Source organism: Mitsuaria sp. BK037, assembly GCF_014193045.1.
Classification (GTDB): Bacteria; Pseudomonadota; Gammaproteobacteria; order Burkholderiales; family Burkholderiaceae_C; genus Roseateles.
In genome coordinates, this window is sequence record NZ_JACHYS010000001.1 from 2838818 (window position 1) to 2860364 (window position 21547).

A 21547-nucleotide genomic window follows, 5' to 3' on the forward strand; every position below is an offset into this window, starting at 1 on the left:
GGATGAAGGTGATGACTCCTGGACGCGGCGCGGGCGGTCTCACGCGCGCTGCTTCACATAACGGCCCGGCGCCGGCTCGATCGCCGCATGGCCGCGGCCGCCCGGCGCGCGCGGTGCCGCCTTCAGCGGGCCCGCGTGGCCGGCCAACCACTGCGACCAGTCGGGCCACCAGCTGCCGGGATGCTCGGTGGCGTTCTGCAGCCATTGCTGAGGGTCGGCCGGCAGCGCCGTGCCCTTGCCGATCCAGTGGCTGCGCTTCTTCTTCTCCGGCGGATTGATGACGCCGGCGATGTGCCCGGACGCGCCGAGCACGAAACGCCGCTTGCCCTTGAAGACCTGCGTGCTGCGGTAGGCGGCCTCCCAGGGGACGATGTGGTCCTCGCGCGAGCCGTAGATGTAGACCGGGGCCTGGATCCGGCCGAGGTCGATCGCCTCGCCGCAGACGGTCAGGCGGCCGGGGATGCGCAGCTCGTTCTGCAGGTAGGTGTGGCGCAGGTACCAGCAGTACATCGGGCCCGGCAGGTTGGTCGCATCGCCGTTCCAGTACAGCAGGTCGAAGGCCGGCGGCGCGTCGCCCTTGAGGTAGTTGCCGACGACGTAGTTCCACACCAGGTCGTTCGGGCGCAGGAAGCTGAAGGTCGTCGCCAGCTCCTGGCCCTTGAGCAGGCCGGGGCCGCTCACCGCCTGGTCGCCCAGCGTCATCTCGCGCAGCTTCACCGCCTGCTCGTCGATGAACAGGTCCAGCACGCCGTTGCTGCTGAAGTCGATCAGCGTGGTCAGCAGCGTGACGCTCTCGGCGGGCTGCTGGCCTCTGGCGGCCAGCACCGCCAGCGCGGTCGCCAGGATGGTGCCGCCGACGCAGAAACCCAGCGTGTTGATCGTCTCGGTCGCGGCGATCTCGCGCACCACCTCGATGGCCTTGATCGCGGCCTGGCCGATGTAGTCGTCCCAGGTCCAGTGCACGCAGTCCGCATCCGGGTTGCGCCAGCTCACCACGAAGGTGCGGTGGCCCTGCGCGACCGCATGGCGGATCAGCGAGTTCTCCGGCTGCAGGTCGAGGATGTAGTACTTGTTGATGCAGGGCGGCACCATCAGCAGCGGCCGGGCATGCACCTTCGTGGTGAGCGGCTTGTACTCGAGCAGCTGGAAGAAGTCGTTCTCGAAGACCACGCTGCCTTCTGTCGTCGCGACGTTGCGGCCGACCTCGAAGGCCGATTCGTCGGTCTGCGACACGTGCCCGCGCCGCACATCGGCCATCAGCAGCTGCAGGCCGCGGGCGAGGCTCTCGCCCTGCGTGTTCAGCGCGCGCTGCTGGGCCTCGGGATTGAGGGCGAGGAAGTTGCTCGGCGAGGCCGCGTCGATGAACTGCTGCACGGCGAAGCGCACGCGGGCGCGGGTCTTGTCGTCGCCCTGCACCTGCTCGGCCATGCGCTGCAGCGTCTTCGCATTGAGCAGGTAGAGCTGCGCGGTGAAGTGGGCCAGGCGGTTGTCGTTCCAGGAGGCATCGGCGAAGCGGCGGTCCTTCAGCGCGGCGCCGGAGGCCGGTGCGCCATCGCTCGCGTGGGACTCGGCAAGCGCCGCGTTCCAGAGCTCGCCGGCTTGGCGGAGATAGTCCGATTGCAGCTGCGACCAGGCGTCGGGCGCGACCTGCATGGCCTGCAGCTGCTTGAAGGCGTCGCCGAATCCATGCGACAGGCCGGCCGCGGCCTGCTGCGCCTGCTGGGCCCACTGCTCGAAACCGGGGAACGTTGCGCCGGGGAATCCGGCCGCGGCGTTATTCGCGCTCATGTGTCTCCTCATGCCGACTTGAGCAAGAAGCTTGCCACAGCCGATCACGAGGATCACCGAGGTCGCTTCGCATATGCTCAGGCGCTTTGTAGCCCGTTCAGCTTACCCCCGCGTGACGATGATGTCGCCGATGACCCGAGGAATTTGCTGATGTATCTGGTGGCCATCGCCTGGATGTATGTGGTGCTGATGATGGCCGTGGCCGAGGCCTTCAGCCCGCAAGGCACGGTGCTCGGCGCGCTGGTCACGCTGGTGTTCTACGGCCTGCTGCCGCTCTCGATCGTGATGTACCTGATGGGCACGCCACGGCGGCGCGCCGCGCGCCAGCGGGCCGAGGCCGACGACGCGGCGCAAGCGGCTCGAGCGACGAAAGCGGATCAAGCCGACGAAGCCGCCACTGCGGCCCGCGCGCCGGCCTCACCGCAGCCGGATGACGGCGGCCATGCGGCCGCTGCGCAGCCCATCGACACGTTCGTGGCGGAACGAAAAGAATCGTGACGGCTCGCTCAAGGTGCACCAGCCGCCGCCGCTGATCGCGCCCAGGCCCAGCGCCGTCAGCCTGCGCCGCGCCAGTCCGTAGAGATCGGCGCGCCAGCGCGGCTCGCCCTGCGCATTGGGCTCGAAGCGGAACAGCGGCTGGTCGGCGTGCACCGGCTCGGCACCGAAGGCCGTCAGCACGTCGGCGCCGACCTCGAAGCGCGCCGCGCCGATGCCCGCGCCCATCCAGGCCCGGATCTCGCGGGCGTCGCAGCCGGTCGCCTCGCGCATGGCGGCGACCGTGTTCTCCAGCACCCCACCGGCCAGGCCGCGCCAGCCCGCGTGCGCGGCGCCGACCACGCCCGGTCCGGCGAACAGCACCGGCAGGCAGTCCGCCACCATGACCGCGCAGGCCAGCGCGGGGTCGGTGCTGACGGCGGCGTCGGCGGGCTCGGGATCGGCGTCCGGCGCCGCATGCATGGCGCGCAGCCGCAACACCGTGGTCCCGTGAACCTGCTTCAAGAAGACCGGCTGACCGCCGATCGCGGCGGCGACGCGACGCCGGTTCTCGGCGACATGCGCCGGGTCGTCGCCCACCGACCGGCCCAGGTTCAGGCTCGCGAGGCCGCGCCGCTCGGCCGGTCCCGCCGCGCCACCGCTGACGCCGCCCGCGCGCGTGGTCATGAACGCGACGACCTCCGGCGCGGCCCAGTCGGGCCGCAGCCAGTCGGGATGCGGCGCGCTGACGAAGTCCATCGGCCCGTCGCCCACAGGCTCACTCCGCATCGGGACAGGCGCTGGGCTGCGTCTGGCGGAAGGCCTCCTGCGACATGCAGTGCTCGAAGATGGCCATGACCGTGGGCACGTGGTCGAGGCGGCAGTCGAAGCGCTGGGCGTTGAAGATCTGCGGCACCAGCACGCAATCGGCCATCGTGGGCGCATCGCCGAAGCAGAAGCGGCCGGCGCGGCCCTCCGCCTTCAGGCGCTGCTCGACCACGGCCAGCCCGCTTTCCACCCAGTGCTGGTACCAGCGGGCCTTGTTGTCGTCGCCGACGCCGAGTTCCTTCACCAGGTAGCGCAGCACCCGCAGGTTGTTGAGCGGATGGATCTCGCAGGCGATGTCCTGCGACAGCGCGCGGATGTAGGCGCGGCACAGCGCGTCGCCGGGCAGCAGCGGGGGCTCGGGATGGACTTCGTCGAGGTACTCGATGATGGCCATCGACTGCGTGACGACGGCATCGCCGTCCTTGAGCAGCGGCACCAGGCGCGAGGCCGACACGGCCGAGTACGACTCGTTGAACTGCTCGTTCTTCGCGAGGTGCACCGACTTGTAGTCGAAGTCCAGGCCCTTGAGCGCCAGCGCGATGCGGACGCGGTAGGACGCCGACGAGCGGAAGTAGTTGTAGAGCTCCATGGCCGGCGATGATGCCACGGGGGCCCGCGATGGAGGCCGCTACACTGCGCCCCATGTTCCAAGCGCGGCGCTACCAGCATTGCCCCACCTGCGGCGGCCAGATCGAATACCGCGTCCCGGCCGACGACAACCGGGAGCGGGCCACCTGCACGCAGTGCGGCGCGATCCATTACGAGAACCCGCTGAACGTCGTGGGCACCTTGCCGGTCTGGGGCGAACAGGTGCTGCTGTGCAAGCGCGCGATCGAACCGCGACTGGGCAAGTGGACCTTGCCGGCCGGCTTCATGGAGCTGGGCGAGACGCTGGCCGAGGGCGCGCAGCGCGAGACGGTCGAGGAGGCCGGCGCGCGGATCGAGCTCGAGAACCTGTATTGCGTGATGAACGTGGTGCGCGTCGGGCAGGTCCACCTGTTCTACCGCGCCCGGCTGCTGAGCCCCGACTTCGATCCGGGCCCGGAGACGCTCGAGGCCCGGCTGTTCCACGAACACGAGATCCCCTGGGACGAGATCGCGTTCCACACCATCCGCGAAACGCTGCAGCGCTTCTTCGACGACCGCCGCAGCGGCCGCGGTTATCCGCTGCACACCGCGGACATCAGCTGAGCCCTTGGCGCCGACGCGCTTCGGCCAACATGGCGTCCCGTTCGGCGGCGAGCTCCTCGCGTGGGACGACGTCGCCGCGCAACGCGGCCTTGACGCCATTGTCTTCCTGGCGCTCCATGAGCACTTCATGCTCGGTCACATCAGGCTCGTCAGGATCCGTGCGCTCGACCCAGCGCTTGACGAGGAACTCGACGAGTTCGTCCATGTCGATCGTCAGGCGGCTCGCGAGCGCCTCGACGCGGGCCTTGATCTGCTCGTCAATCTGGACGTGGAAATCGACGCGCGGCATGAACGGTTCAAGGGGTTGGAGAACGGCGGACACTCTGCACCTGATCTTTCAGCGACAAGAGGAAGGCGCGCATTCTGAGAGCTTCAGATCGCTTGGCAAGAGCGCTTGACGGCCGTCAAGCGCTTCACCGACTTGGATCAGTCAGGGCTTGATCTCCTGCGCGGACGCCCACGGACCGGTGATGCCGTCGAGTTCGCAATCCCACAGCGCCTGCGCGTCGAGCGCGTCGGTCACGCCTTCGGCATAGACCTTCAGCGACAGGCTGCGCAGCATGACCACCAGGCTGCGCACGAAGGCTGCGCGCGCCACGTCCGCCGACACCCCGCTCACCACCGAGCTGTCCAGCTTCACGTAGTCCAGGCCCGCCTGGAAAAGACGATCAATTTGAGCCAGTCCCGCGCCCGCGTGTTCCAGGCCCAGCTGGACGCCCAGCGGTCGCAGCTGCCGGCCCAGTTCCTGCAGCGTCTCGAAGTGCTGCACCGCGGCCGGCTCGGCCAGTTCCAGGCCGATGGCGCGCCGCACCGACGCCGGCGCCGCCTGCACCAGTTCGCGCGCCCGCGCGATGAAGCTGCCGTCGTTGAGCGTGGCCGGCGCCACGTTGACGCAGCGCGCGCGCTGGTCCTGCTGCGTGGCCTGCAGCGCGAGCGCCAGCGCCTGCAGGTCCGCCTCCGCGCTCAGCCGGTGGCGCAGCGCCAGCGGCAGCCAGCGCGCGGCCGGCTCGAACTCGCCGACCGGATTGAGCTTGAGCTGCAGCGGACATTCCAGGTGCAGCACCTGCCGCTCGCGGCCGATCAGCGGGAACTCCAGCAGCCGGCTGCGCTGCTGCGCCAGCGCGTCCGAGATCAGCGCGCGCCAGGCCCGCTCGCCCTGCGCGACCTCGTCCGACGGCGGCGCCTCGCGCAGCTCCAGCACGACGCCCTCGCCCTGCTCGGCCTTGGCCAGCGCCGCGTCGGCCGCGGCGAACCAGGCGCTCATCGGCTGGTCGCGCATCAGCTCGACCGCGCCCAGCGCGACGCCCACGCCCGAACCGAGGTTCTGCAGGCCCGCCCGCAGCGCATCGGCCAGCGCCTGCGCCGTGTCGCCGACCACGTTCGGCGCCGGCAGCCACAACGCGAAGTCCGAGCCGTTGAGCCGGCCGGCCAGGCAACCGCGCACCTGCTCCGGATAGACACGCAGCGCCTGCGCGATCGCCACCAGCGCCTGGTCCGTCGCCCCGTGGCCGAGCCGCTGGTTCAGGCCCTGCAGGTCCTTCAGCCGCAGCAGCACCAGGCCGGCGCGCAGCGGACCGTCATCGCGCTCGAGCGCGGAATTGAGCTCCGCCACGAACTGCCGCCGGTGCGACAGCCCGGTCAGCTCGTCGCACAGCAGCTGGTGATGCAGCGTGCGCAGCTGCTCGGCCTGGGCCTCGAACATCTGCCGGGTGCGCACCACCATCGTGTTCATCGCGCTGGTCAGCTTGCGCATCTCCGGCACGCGCGGCTCGAGCACGGTCTCGAAGCGCCCCTGCGTCACGCCCTCGGCCTGGCGCACCGCGGTGTCCAGCGGCCGGCGCAGCCGCGACAGCACGATCGCCGCCGCCACGCCCGTGACCACGCCCACCAGCAGCAGCCAGCTCGCCGTGCTCAAGGTCGCGCGCCACAGCGCCTCGTGGACGTAGCCGGTCTGGCCGCGCAGCTCGATCTCGCCGACCGCCTTCCAGCCGTCCGACACCTTGGCCACGCCCGGCGCCACGTCCAGCGGCAGCAAGGCCACGAACCAGCGCGGCGCATGCGCGAGCTGCGGCGTCTCCAAGTGCCGCTCGAACACCTGCGCCCCGCCGCCGTCGCGCCAGCGCACGCTTTCGTAGGCGCCCGCGTCGAACTGCGCCGAGATCAGCAGCGACATCAGCTCCGCGTCGCCCTTCTGCTGCGACAGCGCCAGCGCCAGCGCATTGGCGTTGTCGGCGTTCTTCAGTTGGGCCTGCGTCTGCAGCAGCTCGCGCAGCGACCAGGTGCTCACCGCCACGCCGCCCAGCACGGACGCCAGCACCGCGCCCAGGACCAGGCACCAGATTTGTCTTATCAGGGACATGTCGTGAATTCTCCGTCGCCCTTCGTCTTGTCGTCTCCGGCCTCTCCCGGGGGACCCGCCGCGCCGCGCCGGTCCCTCAGAAGCCCTCCGCCTTCGCCTTCGCCAGCAGGTCGCGCCACAGCGACAGCCGCACCAGCGGATTGCCCGCGGTGGTGGCGCCCACGCCGCTCCACAGGCCCTCGCCGTTGAAGCTGAACACCGGCGTGAGGTCCGGCCGCAGCGACGCGGGCCGGATCTCCGGATTGATATTGTCCAGAATCAGGGGCTCCGCCTCCGGCTGCGCATAGTAGGCCAGGACCATGTGCGCCTGGGGCCGCCCCTGGAACTGCGCCCGCACGTAGACCATCCGCAGCCGCGACTGCGGCACCCCGGCGGCCAGCAGGCTCATGTACTTCGCGATCGCGTAGTCCTCGCAGTCGCCGGCGCCCTTGTCCAGCAGCTCCAGCGGCGTCGCCCAGTAGTCGATCTGGCCCCACACCTCGATGTCGTCGCGGAACGCCACCCGCTGGTTGAAGAAGCCGTTGACCGCGGCCAGCCGGTCGCGCTCGTCCGGCATCGCGGCCGCGCGGTCGGCCATCTGGATCATCGCCTTCACCGCGGCCTGCGTCCGGGGCGACAGCTTCGCGGCCGATTCGGTCAGCCGGTCCTGGTCCCAGCCCCAGGCCAGCGCCGACCACAGTCCCGCCGTCCACGCGAGCGCCCACAGCGCCGGCCGGATTCTCCGGCCAGCACGGGACACCGTACGCGTGACGAAACGTGACATGCGCTGCAATGTATCTGCCTCCACGCCTGCCCGAGGGCGAACCGCGACGCGCCCCCCGGGGACCGGCAATTTGCCGCACCGCCTTCACGCGGCGCCCGTGGAGCGGCCGGGATAATCCGGCGCTCAGATGAAGACCCATGCCATCCGCCAGGAACTGGACCAGGCGCGCGCCAACGGACCGCTGCGCCAGATCCAGATTCCCCCCTGTCCCGAGCTGCTGCAGCGCCTGCGCGCGGCGATGGACCAGCCGCAGCCCGACCTCAACGAGGTGGCGCGCATCGCCGCCGCCGACGTCGCCATGTCCGCGACCCTGCTGCGCGTGGCCAACAGCCCGCTGCACCTGGTGGCAGGCCACGTGCCCTGCACCACCGTGGGCCAGGCGATGTACCGGCTCGGCCTGGACGAGAGCGCGGCGCTGATGCAGGCCTTCCTGGTCCGTCACGCGATCCCGGTCAACAGCCCGCACCTGCTGCGCTTCTGGCAGCGCTCCACCAAACGCTCGATCGCGATGGGTTTCATCGCCGGCCAGCTGCCCGGCATGCGGGTCGACCTGGCGCAGGGCTACGGCCTGTTCTGCCACGTCGGCATGCCGGTGCTGCTGCAGAGCGTGCGCGGCTACGGCGCCACCATGGTCGAGGCCGCCGCCCGCATCGACCGGCCCTTCATCGCCACCGAGAACGTCAATCACCGCACCGACCACGCGGTCGTGGGCGCGCTGGTGATCAAGGTGTGGCACCTGGCGCCGGAGCTGATGACGGCGATCCGGCTGCACCACGACTTCGACGCGTTGCGGGATGAAGGCGTCGAGCCCGAAGTCCGCACGCTGATCGCCGCCGGCCTGATCGCCGAGCACCTGATGCGCCGGCACGAGGGGCTGGACGAGGACGTCGACTGGGCCGCCAACCGCGCGGCGGCGATGGCCTGGCTGCACCTGTCGGAGGACGAGCTCGAGCAGTGGGACGAGGCGCTGCGTCCGAGGCTGGACGAGGCCTGAGGACCTCACGCGGGCATCACTCGGGGCGCCCGGGACGCTTCAGCCGCGCACCGCGACGCGCGCCGCGGCCAGGTCCCAGCGGGCGCAGCCGACACTCTTGAACAGCCGCGTGCGGCCGTCGTCGACGGGCCGCTGGCCCATCACCAGGTCCTCGATCGAGGCCTGCGGCTCGAAGCGGCCGGCCGCCATCAGGTCGCCGGCCTCGGCCTGCGCGCCGACCGGGTCGTCGACCCAGACCTGCGCGCCGCGGACCAGCTCGGGCGGCAACTCGACCATGTCGTCGCGGAACGCGCCGACGCCGATCACCACCGCCCCCTCGCCGACGCCGGGCCGCAGCACCGGCACGCGGCTGGTCGTGGCGCAGACGATCAGGTCCCAGGCGTGGCGCGCCTGGGACTCGGCCGGCAGGGGCTCGACGCCGAGTTCCTCGACGAATCCAGGCTCCGCCTGATGGCCCTGGACATGGATGGTGGCCTGCGGATGCAGCGCCTGCAGCGCTTCCACATGGGCCCGCGCCTGCACCCCGCCGCCGACGACCAGCGCGCGGCGCGGCGCCTCGCGGGCCAGGTGCTGCAGCGCCAGCATGCTGACCGCGGCGGTGCGGCGCGCCGTCAGCGCGGGGCCGTCCAGCACCGCCAGGCGCTGGCCGGTGCGGCTGTCCATGACGACGACCTCGCCCGAGATCGTCGGCAGGCCCAGCGAGGCATTGAGCGGATGCACGCTGACGAGCTTGGTGATCGACAGCGTGTCGCTCAGGCAGGGCATCACCAGCAGCACGCCGTCCTGGCGCAGCGGCAGGACCTGCCGCGGCGGACAGGTCAGGCGGCCGTCGCGATGCTCGCGGCACACCAGCGCGATCTCCTCCATCAGGAGGGACCACGGCAGCGCCCGCGCGGTGGCGGCGGCGTCCAGGACCAGCATCCGCTCGTCGGCTTCCTGCCCGAGGCTTACTTGCGCGGCGGCGGCACGTCGGTGCACGAGCCGTGCGCGACTTCCGCGGCCAGGCCGATCGACTCGCCCAGCGTCGGGTGCGGGTGGATGGTCTTGCCGATGTCGACCGCGTCCGCGCCCATCTCGATCGCCAGCGCGATCTCGCCGATCATGTCGCCCGCATGCGTGCCGACGATGCCGCCGCCGATGATGCGGTGGGTCTCCTCGTCGAACAGCAGCTTGGTGAAGCCCTCATCGCGCCCGTTGGCGATCGCGCGGCCCGAGGCAGTCCACGGCAGCAGGCCCTTCTTGACCTTGATGCCGCGCGCCTTGGCCTCGTCCTCGGTCACGCCGACCCAGGCCACTTCCGGATCGGTGTAGGCGACGCTGGGGATCACGCGCGCGTCGAAGCGCGACTTGGCCAGCGCGTCGTCGCCGAGCAGCTCGCCGGCGATGACTTCCGCCGCCACGTGGCCCTCATGCACCGCCTTGTGCGCCAGCATCGGCTGGCCGACGATGTCGCCGATCGCGAAGACGTTGGGCACGTTGGTGCGCATCTGCACGTCGACCGGGATGAAGCCGCGGTCGGTGACCACGACGCCGGCCTTGTCCGCGCCGATCTTCCTGCCGTTGGGCGTGCGGCCCACCGCCTGCAGCACCAGGTCGTAGACCTGCGGCTCCTTCGGGGCGCCCTCGCCTTCGAACGTCACCTTGATGCCTTCGGGCGTGGCTTCGGCCGCGACCGTCTTCGTGTTCAACATGATGTTGTCGAAGCGCGGCGCATTCATCTTCTGCCAGACCTTGACCAGGTCGCGGTCCGCGCCGGTCATCAGCGTGGGCAGCATCTCCACGACGTCCAGGCGCGCGCCCAGCGTCGAGTACACCGTGCCCATCTCCAGCCCGATGATGCCGCCACCGACGATCAGCATGCGCTTGGGCTTGCTCGTCAGCTCCAGCGCGCCGGTCGAGTCGATCACGCGCGGGTCATTCGGCATGAAGGGCAGGCGCACCGCCTGCGAGCCTGCAGCGAGGATGATCTTCTTGAACTTCAGCGTCTGGGTCTTGCCGGTGCGCTCCTGGCCCTCGCCGCCGGTCTCCTCGACCGACAGGTGGTTGGCGTCCAGCAGCGAGCCGTAGCCGCGCACGACCGTGACCTTGCGCATCTTGGCCATCATGGCCAGGCCGCCGGTCAGCTTGCCGATGACCTTCTTCTTGTGCGTGAGCAGCTTGGGCAGCTCGACCTTGGGCTCGCCGAACTCGACGCCCAGATCCGCGAAGTGCTTGACCTCGTCCATCACCGCCGCGACGTGCAGCAGCGCCTTGGACGGGATGCAGCCGACGTTCAGGCAGACGCCGCCCAGCGTCGCGTAGCGCTCGACCAGCGCGACCTTCAGGCCCAGGTCGGCCGCGCGGAACGCCGCCGAGTAGCCGCCGGGACCGCCGCCGAGCACGATCACGTCGTACTCGCCTTCGGCGGGGCCGGTATAGGTGGCGGCCTGCGGGGCCGGCGCCGTAGGTGCGGCCGCCGCGGCGGGTGCCGCGATAGGAGCCGCCGCGGCCGGAGCCGGCGCAGCAGCGGCCGGTGCGGGCGCTGCGGCCGCATCGCTCTCCAGCACGACGATCAGGTCGCCCTGGTTGATCTTGTCGCCCAGCTTGACCTTGAGCTCCTTGACCACGCCGGCCGTCGAGGACGGGATCTCCACCGAGGCCTTGTCGGACTCGACGGTGACCAGGCTCTGCTCCTGCTTGATCGTGTCGCCGACCTTGACCAGGACCTCGATGATCGCGACGTCCTTGAAGTCCCCGATGTCGGGAACCTTGACTTCAACCAATGCCATGTCAGGTCCTTCCGATCAGAGCGCGATCCGACGGAAGTCGGCCAGCAGCGAGGCGAAGTACACGTTGAAGCGGGCCGCGGCCGCGCCGTCGATGACGCGGTGGTCCCAGCTCAGCGACAGCGGCAGGATCAGGCGCGGCGCGAACTGCTTGCCGTCCCACACCGGACGCGTCTGCGACTTGCACACGCCCATGATCGCGACTTCCGGCGCGTTGATGATCGGCGTGAAGTAGGTGCCGCCGATGCCGCCCAGCGACGAGATCGAGAAGCAGCCGCCCGTCATGTCGGCCGGGCCGAGCTTGCCGTCGCGGGCCTTCTTGGCCAGCTCCGACATCTCCTGGCTGATCTGGAAGATGCCCTTCTTGTCGCAGTCGCGGATCACCGGCACGACCAAGCCGTTCGGCGTGTCGGCCGCGAAGCCGATGTGGAAGTAGTTCTTCAGGACCAGCGTGTCGCCGTCCAGCGAGGCGTTGAACTCGGGGAACTTCTTCAGCGCCGCGACGGTCGCCTTGATCATGAAGGCCAGCATCGTCACCTTGATGCCGGACTTCTCGTTCTCCTTGTTCAGCTGGACGCGGAAGGCCTCCAGCTCGGTGATGTCCGCGTCGTCGTGGTTGGTGACGTGCGGGATCGTGACCCAGTTGCGATGCAGGTTGGCGCCGCTGATCTTCTTGATCCGCGACAGGTCCTTGCGCTCGACCGGGCCGAACTTCTCGAAGTCGACCTTGGGCCAGGGCAGCAGGCCCGGGAAGGCGCCACCACCGGCAGCGCCGCCCGCCGGGGCGGCCGCCTTCTGCGCCGAGGTCTGCGCGGTGCCGGCCATCACGGCCTTCACGAAGGACTGGACGTCGGACTCGGTGATGCGGCCCTTGGCGCCGGAGCCCTTCACTTCCTCGAGCGGCACGCCCAGCTCGCGCGCGAGCTTGCGGATGCTCGGCGAGGCGTGCGGCAGCTTGCCGGTGGGCTTGGTCGGCTCATGCGGGGGCAACGCGGCGGTCGGGACCTGGCGCTCCACCGGCGCGGGCGCGGGGGCGCTCGCGGTGGCCGGAGCCGGTGCCGCGGCGGCTTGCGCCGGGGCGGGCGCGGCAGCGGCGGGTGCCGGCGAGGCAGCGCCACCGGTGGCCTCGATCACGGCGATCTTCGTGCCCTTGGACACCTTGTCGCCCAGCTTGACCAGCAACTCCTTGATCACGCCGCCGTGTGACGACGGAATCTCCATCGAGGCCTTGTCGGATTCGACGGTGATCAGGCTCTGCTCGGTCTTCACCGTGTCGCCGACCTTGACCAGCACCTCGATCACCGCGACCTCGTCGAAGTCGCCGATGTCCGGCACGACGATGTCGACCGGACCGGCCGATGCGGCCGGGGCCGCCGCAGCCGCGGGGGCCGGAGCGGGCGCGGCCTGCGGCGCCGGGGCGGCGGCCGCGGGAGCCGGCGCAGAAGCCGGCACGGCAGCGGCCGGCGCGGGGGCTGCGGCGGCGTCGCTTTCCAGCACGACGATCAGATCGCCTTCGTTCAGCTTGTCGCCGAGCTTGACCTTCACTTCCTTGACGACGCCCGCCGCCGAGGACGGGATCTCCATCGAGGCCTTGTCGGACTCGACGGTGACCAGGCTCTGCTCAGCCTTCACCGTGTCGCCGGGCTTGACCAGCAGCTCGATGATCGCGACGTCCTTGAAGTCCCCGATGTCGGGAACCTTGACTTCCACCAATGCCATATTGGGTGTCTCCAGAAATTTACTGAGCCGGCGGGCTTACCCAGCGGAGCCCACGGAACTGGCTTCGCCAGGCCGTCGGGCTCGCCCCCTTGAGGGGGCCGGCGAAGCCGGTAGGGGGTGGGCCGTGCTCACGCGTACAGCGGGTTGATCTTGTCGACGTTGATGCCGTACTTCTTGATGGCTTCCGCGACCTTGGCCTGCGGGATCTTGCCTTCGTCGGCCAGGCTCTTGAGCGCGGCCACGACGATGTAATGGCGGTTGATCTCGAAGTGCTCGCGCAGCTTGGAGCGGAAGTCGCTGCGGCCGAAACCGTCGGTACCGAGCACCTTGTAGGAGCGGCCGGCCGGGATGAAGGCGCGGATCTGCTCCGCGTAGTTCTTCATGTAGTCGGTCGACGCGATCACCGGCCCTTGCACCTTGCTCAGCTGCTGCGTCACGAAGGGCACGCAGGCCAGCTCGGTCGGGTGCAGCAGGTTCCAGCGCTCGGCGTTCTGGCCGTCGCGGGCCAGCTCGTTGAAGCTGGGGCAGGACCAGACATTCGCTCCCACGCCCCAGTCGGCCTCGAGCAGCTTCTTGGCGGCCTGGCTTTCGCGCAGGATGGTGCCCGAGCCGAGCAGGTTCACCGTCAGCGGTTGGGCGGCGGCCTCCTCCAGCAGGTACATGCCCTTGAGGATCTGCTCCTCGGTGCCGGCCTTCAGGCCGGGCATCGGGTAGTTCTCGTTGAGCAGCGTCAGGTAGAAGTAGACGTTCTCCTGGTTCTCGACCATGCGCTTCAGGCCCGAGTGCAGGATCACCGCCACCTCATGCGCGAAGGTCGGGTCGTAGCTGATGCAGTTCGGGATGGTGCCGGCCAGGATGTGGCTGTGGCCGTCCTCGTGCTGCAGGCCTTCGCCGTTCAGCGTCGTGCGGCCCGAGGTGCCGCCCAGCAGGAAGCCGCGCGCCTGCATGTCGCCGGCGGCCCAGGCCAGGTCGCCGATGCGCTGGAAGCCGAACATCGAGTAGTAGACGTAGAACGGGATCATCACGCGGTTGTTCGTCGAGTACGACGTCGCCGCGGCGATCCAGCTGGCCATGCCGCCGGCCTCGTTGATGCCCTCCTGCAGGATCTGGCCGGCCTTGTCCTCGCGGTAGTACATGACCTGGTCCTTGTCGACCGGCGTGTAGTTCTGACCCGCGGGGTTGTAGATGCCGATCTGGCGGAACAGGCCTTCCATGCCGAAGGTGCGGGCCTCGTCGACCAGGATGGGCACGGTGCGCGGGCCCAGTTCCTTGTCGCGCAGCAGCGTGGTCAGGAAGCGGACATAGGCCTGGGTCGTCGAGATCTCGCGCCCCTCGGCGGTCGGGTCCAGCACGGCCTGGAAGGTGGCCAGGTCGGGCACCTTCAGCGCTTCCTCGGCCTGCGGGCGGCGCTTGGGCAGGTAGCCGCCCAGCGACTTGCGGCGCTCGTGCAGGTACTGCATCTCGGGCGTGTCGTCGGCCGGCTTGTAGAACGGGATCTTGGCCAGCTCGCTGTCCGGGATGGGGATGTTGAAGCGGTCGCGGAAGGCCTTGATGTCCTCGTCCTGCAGCTTCTTGGTCTGGTGCGCGGTGTTCTTGCCCTCGCCGATCTTGCCCATGCCGTAGCCCTTGACGGTCTTGATCAGCATGACGGTGGGCTGGCCGACGGTGTTGACCGCCTTGTGATAGGCCGCGTAGACCTTCTGCGGGTCGTGGCCGCCGCGGTTCAGGCGCCAGATGTCCTCGTCGGACATGTTCTCGACCATCTTCAGCAGCTCCGGATGCTTGCCGAAGAAATGCTTGCGCACGAACGCGCCGTCATTGGCCTTGTAGGCCTGGTAGTCGCCGTCCAGCGTCTCCAGCATGACCTTGCGCAGCAGCTCCTGCTTGTCGCGCGCCAGCAGCGGATCCCAGTAGGAGCCCCAGATCAGCTTGATGACGTTCCAGCCGGCGCCGCGGAACTCGCCCTCGAGCTCCTGGATGATCTTGCCGTTGCCGCGCACCGGGCCGTCCAGGCGCTGCAGGTTGCAGTTGACGACGAAGATCAGGTTGTCGAGCTTCTCGCGCGCGGCCAGGCCGATCGCGCCCAGGCTTTCCGGCTCGTCCATCTCGCCGTCGCCCAGGAAGACCCAGACCTTGCGCTTGGAGGTGTCGGCGATGCCGCGGGCATGCAGGTACTTCAGGAAGCGCGCCTGGTAGATCGCCATCAGCGGGCCCAGGCCCATGGACACCGTCGGGAACTGCCAGAACTCCGGCATCAGCTTCGGGTGCGGGTAGCTCGACAGGCCCTTGCCGTCGACTTCCTGGCGGAAGTTGTTCAGCTGTTCCTCGGTGATGCGGCCTTCCAGGAAGGCGCGGGCATAGATGCCGGGCGCGCTGTGGCCCTGGATGTAGAGCAGGTCGCCGCCGTGCACGCCGTCATCGCCGTGCCAGAAGTGGTTGAACCCGCAGCCCAGCATCGTCGCCAGCGAGGCGAAGCTGGAGATGTGGCCGCCCAGGTCGCCGCCGTCTTCCGGATGCAGGCGGTTGGCGCGCACCACCATCGCCATCGCGTTCCAGCGCATGAAGGCGCGCAGGCGCTCTTCCATGTCGATGTTGCCGGGGAAGCGCTCTTCCTGGTCGGCCGGGATGGTGTTGACGTAGGCGGTGGTGGCCGAGAACGGCACGTCGATGCCGGCCTGGCGCGCGTGGTCGATCAAGGTCTCGAGCAGGAAGTGCGCGCGCTCGCCGCCCTCCTCGCCGATGACGGCGGACAGCGCGTCCAGCCATTCCTTGGTTTCGAGAGCGTCGGTGTCATTGGCGGCTGCGCCGAGGAACGACTGGGGCTGCGCGGACATGTGTTGTCTCCTGTGTCTCAATCACGGCCTTCGGACGGGCGGGTCGCGCGGCGCGGTGTCCGTTCCGAACAGGCAATCCTGCCCGAGCTTGAGGAAACACGCATGCGTCGGCACCCTCCAGAAGGGCTATGGCGGCGGAGTGTCGCATAAGCCGTGGATTTTCCAAATAGCGCGATGCGTTTCCGTATCGTGAAATTTCCAAGGCGTTTTCAGCGGGGTTTCGTGATGGATGTCTTTCACGATGCGATCCGGGAATGCCCGGATCGGGAATGCCCGGGGCCGCCGGAGCCGGGTCGCACCAAAGGCGCCGGGATAATCGCGCCCATGTTGTCCCGCCTCGATGTCCAAGGCTTTGCGCGCCGTGCCCTGAACCCTCTCAAACGCCTGGTCTCGGCGTGGTGGCGGCGGCAGTCGCCGTCGCGGCAGGACCGCTTCGCGACGCTGGGCCCGCTGCTGTCGGTGGTGCTGTTCCTGGCGGCGATCGTCTCGGCCTTCTGGTACCTGCGCAACGAGGAGATCGAGCGCGAGGCCGAGGCCGTCAAGCGCGACACCGAGATGGCGCAGCAGCAGATCCGCTCGCGCCTGATCGAGAACGAGGACTTCCTGATCCCGCTGCAGCGCGACCTGGCCAACCGCGCGATCGACAACCTCGAATTCACGCAGCGCGCGATGGCGATCGCCCGCAACCGCCCCGAGATCACCCACATCACCTGGCTGAACGCGCGCCGCGAGCGCCGCGTCAGCGTGGCGGCGATCGGCGAGCAGGCCGACTCGCTGATGACGCTGGACGGCAGCGACCCGTCGATGCCCAACGGCCATGCCAACAGCGAGCCCGAGCGCGCCTTCCAGGGCGCCCGCGACCGACGCACCCGGGTTTACTCGGCCTCCTTCGCCGACGCCAACAACACCACCGTCTTCCAGCTGCAGCTGCCGCTGAGCGACCGCGCCGGTTTCGCCGGCGTGCTGATCGCCGAGTACGCGGTGGAGGGCCTGCTGCGCTATTCGGTGCCCAACGAGCTGACTTCGCGTCACGCGGTGGCGGTGCTCGATCCGCGCGAGCAGGTCGTCGCCAGCACGGTGACGCCGATGCCGGGCAAGCGCATCACGCGCGCGCCGATCTACTACGAGGTGCCGATGGCGCCGGCCCCCGGGCTGGTGCTGCGCGGCCAGGGCTACCGGACCTCGATCGGGCTGATCTCCAACACGCTGTTCTGGATGGTGATGGCGCTGTCGGTGCTGACCGTCTGGATGCTGCTGGGCACCTGGAAGCACATGCGCCGGCGCGCGCAGGTGCAGAACGCGCTCGCCGCCGAGACCAACTTCCGGCGCGCGATGGAGAACTCCATGCTGACCGGCATGCGCGCCATGGACCTGGAGACGCGCATCAGCTACGTCAACCCGGCCTTCTGCGCGATGACCGGCTTCGCCGAGTCGGAGCTGATCGGCCGCAAGCCGCCCTTCCCCTACTGGCCGCCCGACCGCTACGAGGAAAACCTGCGCCTGCTGCAGCAGGAGATGCAGGGCCGCAGCCCCGCCGGCGGCTCCGAGGTCAAGGTGATGCGCAAGGACGGCAGCATCTTCGACGCCCGCATGTATGTCTCGCCGCTGATCGACCCCAAGGGCAAGCAGAACGGCTGGATGACCTCGATGACCAACATCACCGAGGCCAAGCGGGTGCGCGACCAGCTGTCCGCGTCGCACGAGCGCTTCACCACGGTGCTGGAAGGCCTGGACGCGGCGGTGTCGGTGCTGTCGGTGCAGCAGGGCGAGCTGCTCTTCGCCAACCGCAGCTACCGCCTCTGGTTCGGCGCCGATCCCAAGGGGCACGCGATGCTCGCGGGCTCGCAGCTGGCCGGCGCGACCAGCACCAAGGAAACCAACTTCGAGACCGACGAGGACGTCGACGACTACGGCGGCCTGCCGGCGCAGCACCTGACCGAGGTCGGCGGCGATTCGCGCGAGGTCTTCATCGCGCAGCTCGACATGTGGTTCGACGTCCGCGCCCGCTACCTGCAGTGGACCGACGGCCGCCTGGCGCAGATGCTGATCGCCACCGACATCACCGCGCGCCGCCATGCCGAGGCCCAGCAGCAGCAGCAGGCCGAGAAGGCGCAGGTCACCAGCCGCCTGATCACGATGGGCGAGATGGCCTCGAGCGTCGCGCATGAGCTCAACCAGCCGCTGACCGCGATCACCAACTACTGCAACGGCATGGTCTCGCGGGTGCGCAACGACAACATCCAGAAGGACGACCTGATCGTCGCGCTGGAGAAGACGGCCAAGCAGGCGCAGCGCGCGGGCCAGATCATCCACCGCATCCGCGCCTTCGTGAAGAAGAGCGAGCCGCAGCGCCAGCCGGCGTTCGCGGCCTCGATCGTGGAGGACGCGGTCGAGCTCGCCGGCATCGAGCTGCGGCGGCGCAACGTGCAGATCCACACCTACGTCGCGCAGCGGCTGCCAGTGATGCGGGTCGATCCCATCCTGATCGAGCAGGTGCTGCTGAACCTGCTCAAGAACGCCGCCGAGGCCATCGACAACGCGGCGCTACCGCCCTCGCGCCGCCACATCGAGCTGCGCGTCGTGCCCAAGCACACCGCCGAGCTCGGCGCCAACATCGAGTTCTCGGTGACCGACATGGGACCGGGCCTGCCGGTCGAGGTCATCGAGCGCATGTACGAGGCCTTCTTCTCCACGAAGGCCGATGGATTGGGCATCGGCCTAGGGTTATGCCGGTCCATCATCGAGTCCCACCAGGGTCGGATCCGCGCCGAGAACCTCTACAATGGCCCGTCCATCGTCGGGTGCCGGTTCGCGTTCACGATCCCCGTGGACATTCCGCGTCCGGAGCCCCAGCTGGCTCCGCTCGACAAGAGCGGCGACCCGGGGACGGGCACTGCTCACAACACCGCAGCAACACCATGAGCTTGATTCCGAAGAAGGGTAATGTCTACGTCGTCGACGATGACGAGGCCGTGCGAGATTCCTTGCAGTGGCTGCTGGAAGGCAAGGACTACCGGGTCAAGTGCTACGACTCCGCCGAGAGCTTCCTGAGCCGCTACGACCCGCGCGAAGTGGCCTGCCTGATCGCCGACATCCGCATGGAAGGCATGAGCGGCCTGGAGCTGCAGGACAAGCTGATCGAGCGCAAGAGCCCGCTGCCCATCGTGTTCATCACCGGCCACGGCGACGTGCCGATGGCGGTGCAGACGATGAAGAAGGGCGCGGTCGACTTCATCGAGAAGCCGTTCAAGGAAGAAGAGCTACTGTCGCTGGTGGAGCGCATGCTGGACCAGGCGCGCGGCGCCTTCGCGACGCAGCAGGAAGCGGCCAGCCGCGACGCCCTGCTGTCGCGCCTGACGACGCGCGAGGCGCAGGTGCTGGAGCGCATCGTCGCCGGCCGCCTGAACAAGCAGATCGCCGACGACCTGGGCATCAGCATCAAGACGGTGGAGGCGCACCGCGCCAACATCATGGAGAAGCTCAACGCCAACACCGTGGCCGATCTGCTGAAGATCGCGCTCGGCGCGAACACGGCGGCCGCCAAGGCGGGCTGATCCGACGTCCCATCCGAAGGCCGCTGCGAAGCGGCCTTTTGCATTCGGCCTTTTGCATTCAGCCTTTTGCATTCCCCGGGCAGAGCGATCCTCTGCCCTTGCGCTTTTCTGATTCCGGAGTACCGACCATGACTGCTCAACTGATCGACGGCAACGCGCTGTCCAAGCAACTGCGCGCCGAGGTGGCGACGCGCGCCGCCGCGCTGACCGCCAAGGGCGTCAAGCCCGGCCTGGCGGTGGTGCTGGTCGGCGAGAACCCCGCGAGCCAGGTCTACGTGCGCAACAAGGTCAAGGCCTGCGAGGACGCCGGCATGCATTCGGTGCTGGAGAAGTACGCCGACACGATGACCGAGGCGGAGCTGCTGGCGCGGGTCGATGCGCTGAACAACGATCCGGCCATCCACGGCATCCTGGTGCAGCTGCCGCTGCCCAAGGGCATCGACGCGCACAAGGTCATTGAGGCGATCGCGCCGGAGAAGGACGTCGACGGCTTCCACGTCGCCAGCGCCGGCGCGCTGATGGTGGGCCAGGACGGCTTCAAGCCCTGCACGCCCTACGGCTGCATGAAGATGCTGGAGTTCATCGGCTATGACCCGAAGGGCAAGCATGCGGTCGTGATCGGCCGCAGCAACATCGTCGGCAAGCCGATGGCGATGCTGCTGCTGCAGGCCAACGCGACGGTGACGGTGTGCCACAGCGCGACGCCGGACCTGGCGCACTTCACCCGCCAGGCCGACATCGTCGTGGCGGCGGTGGGCAAGCGCAACGTGCTGACCGCGGACATGGTCAAGCCGGGCGCGGTGGTCCTGGACGTGGGCATGAACCGCACCGAGGAAGGCAAGCTCTGCGGCGACGTGGACTTCGACGGCGTCAAGGAAGTCGCCGGCTGGATCACGCCGGTGCCGGGCGGCGTCGGACCGATGACGATCACGATGCTGCTGGTCAACACCATCGAATCGGCCGAGCGCGCCGCCGCACAGCGCTGACTGAGGCTCTTTCGCTATAGGGAATAGACCAGCTCAAAGAGGTCGGTCGGCCGACTTTGAAGATGGTTTGGAGCGACTGACGGAAGTGAGGTCGGTTCGCACACTGCGCTCCCCTTCAAGTGCAGAAAGCGAACCATGCGCTCCACATTCAAGCTTCCTTCCCGTTCCACCATCCGGCGTTGCGCCGCATCGGTCCCCGTGCTGCTCGCACTAGGACTGGTCCACGGCCTCTCGCTGGCCCAGAACTGTGATGTGCTCGGCGGCGGGCGCGGCTACAGCGCCGCGCTTCGCGCCGAACAGATGCCGGGACATGTGGTGGCCCGCGACTTCGCCTCGCTCAAGGCCGCCGTCGACAGCGGTGCCCGCCACATCCATGTGCCGAGCGACGCGACCATCGATCTGCCCAATCAATCCTCCGCGCTGTGGCTGCGCGCCGGGCAGACGCTCTTCGGCGACCGCGGCCTCGAGGGCCGCCCCGGCGGACTGTTGCGCACCCGCTGGGTCGACGCCGCCGCGCGCAACTATCCCGTCATCGTGGTTGAAAGCGGCGCGCGCATCTCCGGCCTGCGCATCGAAGGGCCGTCGGGAGAGGCCACCTCCACCAACAGCACCATCGGCATCCAGCTGCTTCCCGGCACGCAAGGCGTCGAGATCGACAACAACGAGCTCTACCACTGGCCCTGGGCGGCGGTCAGCGTCAAGCAATCCGTCGACAACCGGATTCACCACAACCACATCCACGACAACCTTCGCTCACAGCTGGGTTATGGCGTCGTGGTCCAGAATGGCCACGCCCAGGCGGACATTCACTGCAACGTCTTCAACGCCAATCGTCACGCGATTGCCGGCAGCGGAGAGCCCGGCGAGCGCTACCAGGCCCGGGACAACCTGGTCCTCAACGGCGGCGGCAGGGGCGCGTATCACCAGTTCGACATGCACGCCGGGTCGACCGGCGCTGGCGGGCAATCCGTCGAGATCACCGGCAATGTCTTCGACTACGGCCGCTTCGGCACCTCGAACCGATCCAGCGTCCTGATCCGGGGCGTGCCCAAGGAGGGGCCGATCACCGTGGTCGGCAACCTCTTCACGCAGGGATGGGTGGTGGGATCACAGACCGCGGTCGCCGGCGTGGCGGGCTCGATTCCCGACGTCGAGCAGATCCATCATTGGAACCGCTTCCAGACCCCGGCCCTCTATAGCAGCCATCCGGCGGGAGAGTGCCGCCTGACCATCGCCGGCCGCACGACCCGGGTGAATTGCGAGGCCATGCAGCAGCCCGTGCTTCCCTGAGC

Annotated in this window: 17 protein-coding genes; 7 read left to right on the forward strand and 10 right to left on the reverse strand. The window is 69.0% G+C overall.

Features of this window, described 5'->3' with window-relative positions; genetic code table 11:
- Positions 1 to 39: 39 nt before the first annotated feature.
- A complete protein-coding gene (phaC, locus tag FHT37_RS11920) occupies positions 40 to 1800 on the reverse strand; it encodes a class I poly(R)-hydroxyalkanoic acid synthase (RefSeq protein ID WP_183481032.1) in 1761 nt (586 codons plus the stop codon).
- Positions 1801 to 1806: 6 nt separating this feature from the next.
- Between phaC and FHT37_RS11925 the strand changes: the two genes are divergently transcribed.
- On the forward strand, positions 1807 to 2286 hold the full coding sequence (locus tag FHT37_RS11925) for a hypothetical protein (RefSeq protein ID WP_409072699.1): 480 nt from the start codon (positions 1807 to 1809) through the stop codon (positions 2284 to 2286).
- Here the strand turns inward: FHT37_RS11925 and pgeF are convergent.
- The gene (gene pgeF, locus FHT37_RS11930; protein ID WP_255489545.1) at positions 2206 to 3051 is read right to left on the reverse strand and encodes a peptidoglycan editing factor PgeF; all 846 of its coding nucleotides are present in this window, start codon (positions 3049 to 3051) and stop codon (positions 2206 to 2208) included. The genes FHT37_RS11925 and pgeF overlap by 81 nt on opposite strands.
- Complete coding sequence (gene maiA, locus FHT37_RS11935) at positions 3041 to 3679, reverse strand: maleylacetoacetate isomerase (RefSeq protein ID WP_183481578.1); 639 nt, start codon at positions 3677 to 3679, stop codon at positions 3041 to 3043. The genes pgeF and maiA overlap by 11 nt, the downstream gene beginning before the upstream one ends.
- A gap of 53 nt (positions 3680 to 3732) precedes the next feature.
- Between maiA and FHT37_RS11940 the strand changes: the two genes are divergently transcribed.
- Positions 3733 to 4281, forward strand: a complete 549-nt coding sequence (locus FHT37_RS11940; protein WP_147241244.1) for an NUDIX hydrolase — start codon at positions 3733 to 3735, stop codon at positions 4279 to 4281.
- Here FHT37_RS11940 and FHT37_RS11945 read toward each other — a convergent pair.
- The 3 genes from FHT37_RS11945 to FHT37_RS11955 form a co-directional block, all read right to left on the reverse strand.
- A complete protein-coding gene (locus tag FHT37_RS11945; RefSeq protein ID WP_147241243.1) occupies positions 4274 to 4570 on the reverse strand; it encodes a hypothetical protein in 297 nt (98 codons plus the stop codon). The two genes, FHT37_RS11940 and FHT37_RS11945, sit on opposite strands and share 8 nt — an antisense overlap.
- A gap of 141 nt (positions 4571 to 4711) precedes the next feature.
- Positions 4712 to 6640, reverse strand: a complete 1929-nt coding sequence (locus FHT37_RS11950; RefSeq protein ID WP_183481035.1) for an EAL domain-containing protein — start codon at positions 6638 to 6640, stop codon at positions 4712 to 4714.
- A 76-nt stretch (positions 6641 to 6716) separates the two neighbouring features.
- Positions 6717 to 7403 (reverse strand): transglutaminase-like cysteine peptidase, encoded by a 687-nt coding sequence (locus tag FHT37_RS11955; RefSeq protein ID WP_091734197.1) that lies wholly within the window; start codon positions 7401 to 7403, stop codon positions 6717 to 6719.
- A 127-nt stretch (positions 7404 to 7530) separates the two neighbouring features.
- Between FHT37_RS11955 and FHT37_RS11960 the strand changes: the two genes are divergently transcribed.
- Positions 7531 to 8397 carry an HDOD domain-containing protein gene (locus FHT37_RS11960; RefSeq protein ID WP_183481038.1) on the forward strand — a complete coding sequence of 289 codons (867 nt, stop codon included), beginning with the start codon at positions 7531 to 7533 and terminating at the stop codon, positions 8395 to 8397.
- Positions 8398 to 8436: 39 nt separating this feature from the next.
- Here the strand turns inward: FHT37_RS11960 and FHT37_RS11965 are convergent, their stop codons facing one another.
- From FHT37_RS11965 to aceE, 4 genes are all read right to left on the reverse strand, one after another.
- Positions 8437 to 9375 (reverse strand): delta(1)-pyrroline-2-carboxylate reductase family protein, encoded by a 939-nt coding sequence (locus FHT37_RS11965; protein WP_183481041.1) that lies wholly within the window; start codon positions 9373 to 9375, stop codon positions 8437 to 8439.
- A complete protein-coding gene (lpdA, locus tag FHT37_RS11970) occupies positions 9345 to 11165 on the reverse strand; it encodes a dihydrolipoyl dehydrogenase (protein ID WP_183481044.1) in 1821 nt (606 codons plus the stop codon). The genes FHT37_RS11965 and lpdA overlap by 31 nt, the downstream gene beginning before the upstream one ends.
- A gap of 15 nt (positions 11166 to 11180) precedes the next feature.
- Positions 11181 to 12881 (reverse strand): dihydrolipoyllysine-residue acetyltransferase, encoded by a 1701-nt coding sequence (gene aceF, locus FHT37_RS11975; protein ID WP_183481047.1) that lies wholly within the window; start codon positions 12879 to 12881, stop codon positions 11181 to 11183.
- A 128-nt stretch (positions 12882 to 13009) separates the two neighbouring features.
- Entirely contained in the window at positions 13010 to 15715 is a 2706-nt protein-coding gene (gene aceE, locus FHT37_RS11980) for a pyruvate dehydrogenase (acetyl-transferring), homodimeric type (RefSeq protein WP_091734128.1), read from the reverse strand.
- Positions 15716 to 16039: 324 nt separating this feature from the next.
- Between aceE and FHT37_RS11985 the strand changes: the two genes are divergently transcribed.
- The 4 genes from FHT37_RS11985 (at position 16040) to FHT37_RS12000 (ending at position 21545) form a co-directional block, all read left to right on the forward strand.
- Positions 16040 to 18637: a PAS domain S-box protein gene (locus FHT37_RS11985; protein WP_091734130.1), complete on the forward strand. Its 2598-nt coding sequence runs from the start codon at positions 16040 to 16042 to the stop codon at positions 18635 to 18637.
- A complete protein-coding gene (locus tag FHT37_RS11990; RefSeq protein ID WP_091734133.1) occupies positions 18634 to 19269 on the forward strand; it encodes a response regulator transcription factor in 636 nt (211 codons plus the stop codon). The genes FHT37_RS11985 and FHT37_RS11990 overlap by 4 nt, the downstream gene beginning before the upstream one ends.
- 128 nt (positions 19270 to 19397) lie before the next feature.
- Positions 19398 to 20255, forward strand: a complete 858-nt coding sequence (gene folD, locus FHT37_RS11995) for a bifunctional methylenetetrahydrofolate dehydrogenase/methenyltetrahydrofolate cyclohydrolase FolD (protein WP_183481051.1) — start codon at positions 19398 to 19400, stop codon at positions 20253 to 20255.
- Positions 20256 to 20390: 135 nt separating this feature from the next.
- Entirely contained in the window at positions 20391 to 21545 is a 1155-nt protein-coding gene (locus tag FHT37_RS12000; protein WP_183481055.1) for a right-handed parallel beta-helix repeat-containing protein, read from the forward strand.
- Positions 21546 to 21547 lie beyond the last annotated feature (2 nt).

What these genes read in the sequence shown, in the direction of transcription:
- phaC (WP_183481032.1), bottom strand. Translation starts at nt 1,800, where the DNA reads ATGAGGAGACACATGAGCGCGAATAACGCCGCGGCCGGATTCCCCGGC.
- pgeF (WP_255489545.1), bottom strand. Translation starts at nt 3,051, where the DNA reads ATGCGGAGTGAGCCTGTGGGCGACGGGCCGATGGACTTCGTCAGCGCG.
- maiA (WP_183481578.1), bottom strand. Translation starts at nt 3,679, where the DNA reads ATGGAGCTCTACAACTACTTCCGCTCGTCGGCGTCCTACCGCGTCCGC.
- FHT37_RS11940 (WP_147241244.1), top strand. Translation starts at nt 3,733, where the DNA reads ATGTTCCAAGCGCGGCGCTACCAGCATTGCCCCACCTGCGGCGGCCAG.
- FHT37_RS11945 (WP_147241243.1), bottom strand. Translation starts at nt 4,570, where the DNA reads ATGCCGCGCGTCGATTTCCACGTCCAGATTGACGAGCAGATCAAGGCC.
- FHT37_RS11950 (WP_183481035.1), bottom strand. Translation starts at nt 6,640, where the DNA reads ATGTCCCTGATAAGACAAATCTGGTGCCTGGTCCTGGGCGCGGTGCTG.
- FHT37_RS11955 (WP_091734197.1), bottom strand. Translation starts at nt 7,403, where the DNA reads ATGTCACGTTTCGTCACGCGTACGGTGTCCCGTGCTGGCCGGAGAATC.
- FHT37_RS11960 (WP_183481038.1), top strand. Translation starts at nt 7,531, where the DNA reads ATGAAGACCCATGCCATCCGCCAGGAACTGGACCAGGCGCGCGCCAAC.
- lpdA (WP_183481044.1), bottom strand. Translation starts at nt 11,165, where the DNA reads ATGGCATTGGTTGAAGTCAAGGTTCCCGACATCGGGGACTTCAAGGAC.
- aceF (WP_183481047.1), bottom strand. Translation starts at nt 12,881, where the DNA reads ATGGCATTGGTGGAAGTCAAGGTTCCCGACATCGGGGACTTCAAGGAC.
- aceE (WP_091734128.1), bottom strand. Translation starts at nt 15,715, where the DNA reads ATGTCCGCGCAGCCCCAGTCGTTCCTCGGCGCAGCCGCCAATGACACC.
- FHT37_RS11985 (WP_091734130.1), top strand. Translation starts at nt 16,040, where the DNA reads ATGTTGTCCCGCCTCGATGTCCAAGGCTTTGCGCGCCGTGCCCTGAAC.
- FHT37_RS11990 (WP_091734133.1), top strand. Translation starts at nt 18,634, where the DNA reads ATGAGCTTGATTCCGAAGAAGGGTAATGTCTACGTCGTCGACGATGAC.
- folD (WP_183481051.1), top strand. Translation starts at nt 19,398, where the DNA reads ATGACTGCTCAACTGATCGACGGCAACGCGCTGTCCAAGCAACTGCGC.
- FHT37_RS12000 (WP_183481055.1), top strand. Translation starts at nt 20,391, where the DNA reads ATGCGCTCCACATTCAAGCTTCCTTCCCGTTCCACCATCCGGCGTTGC.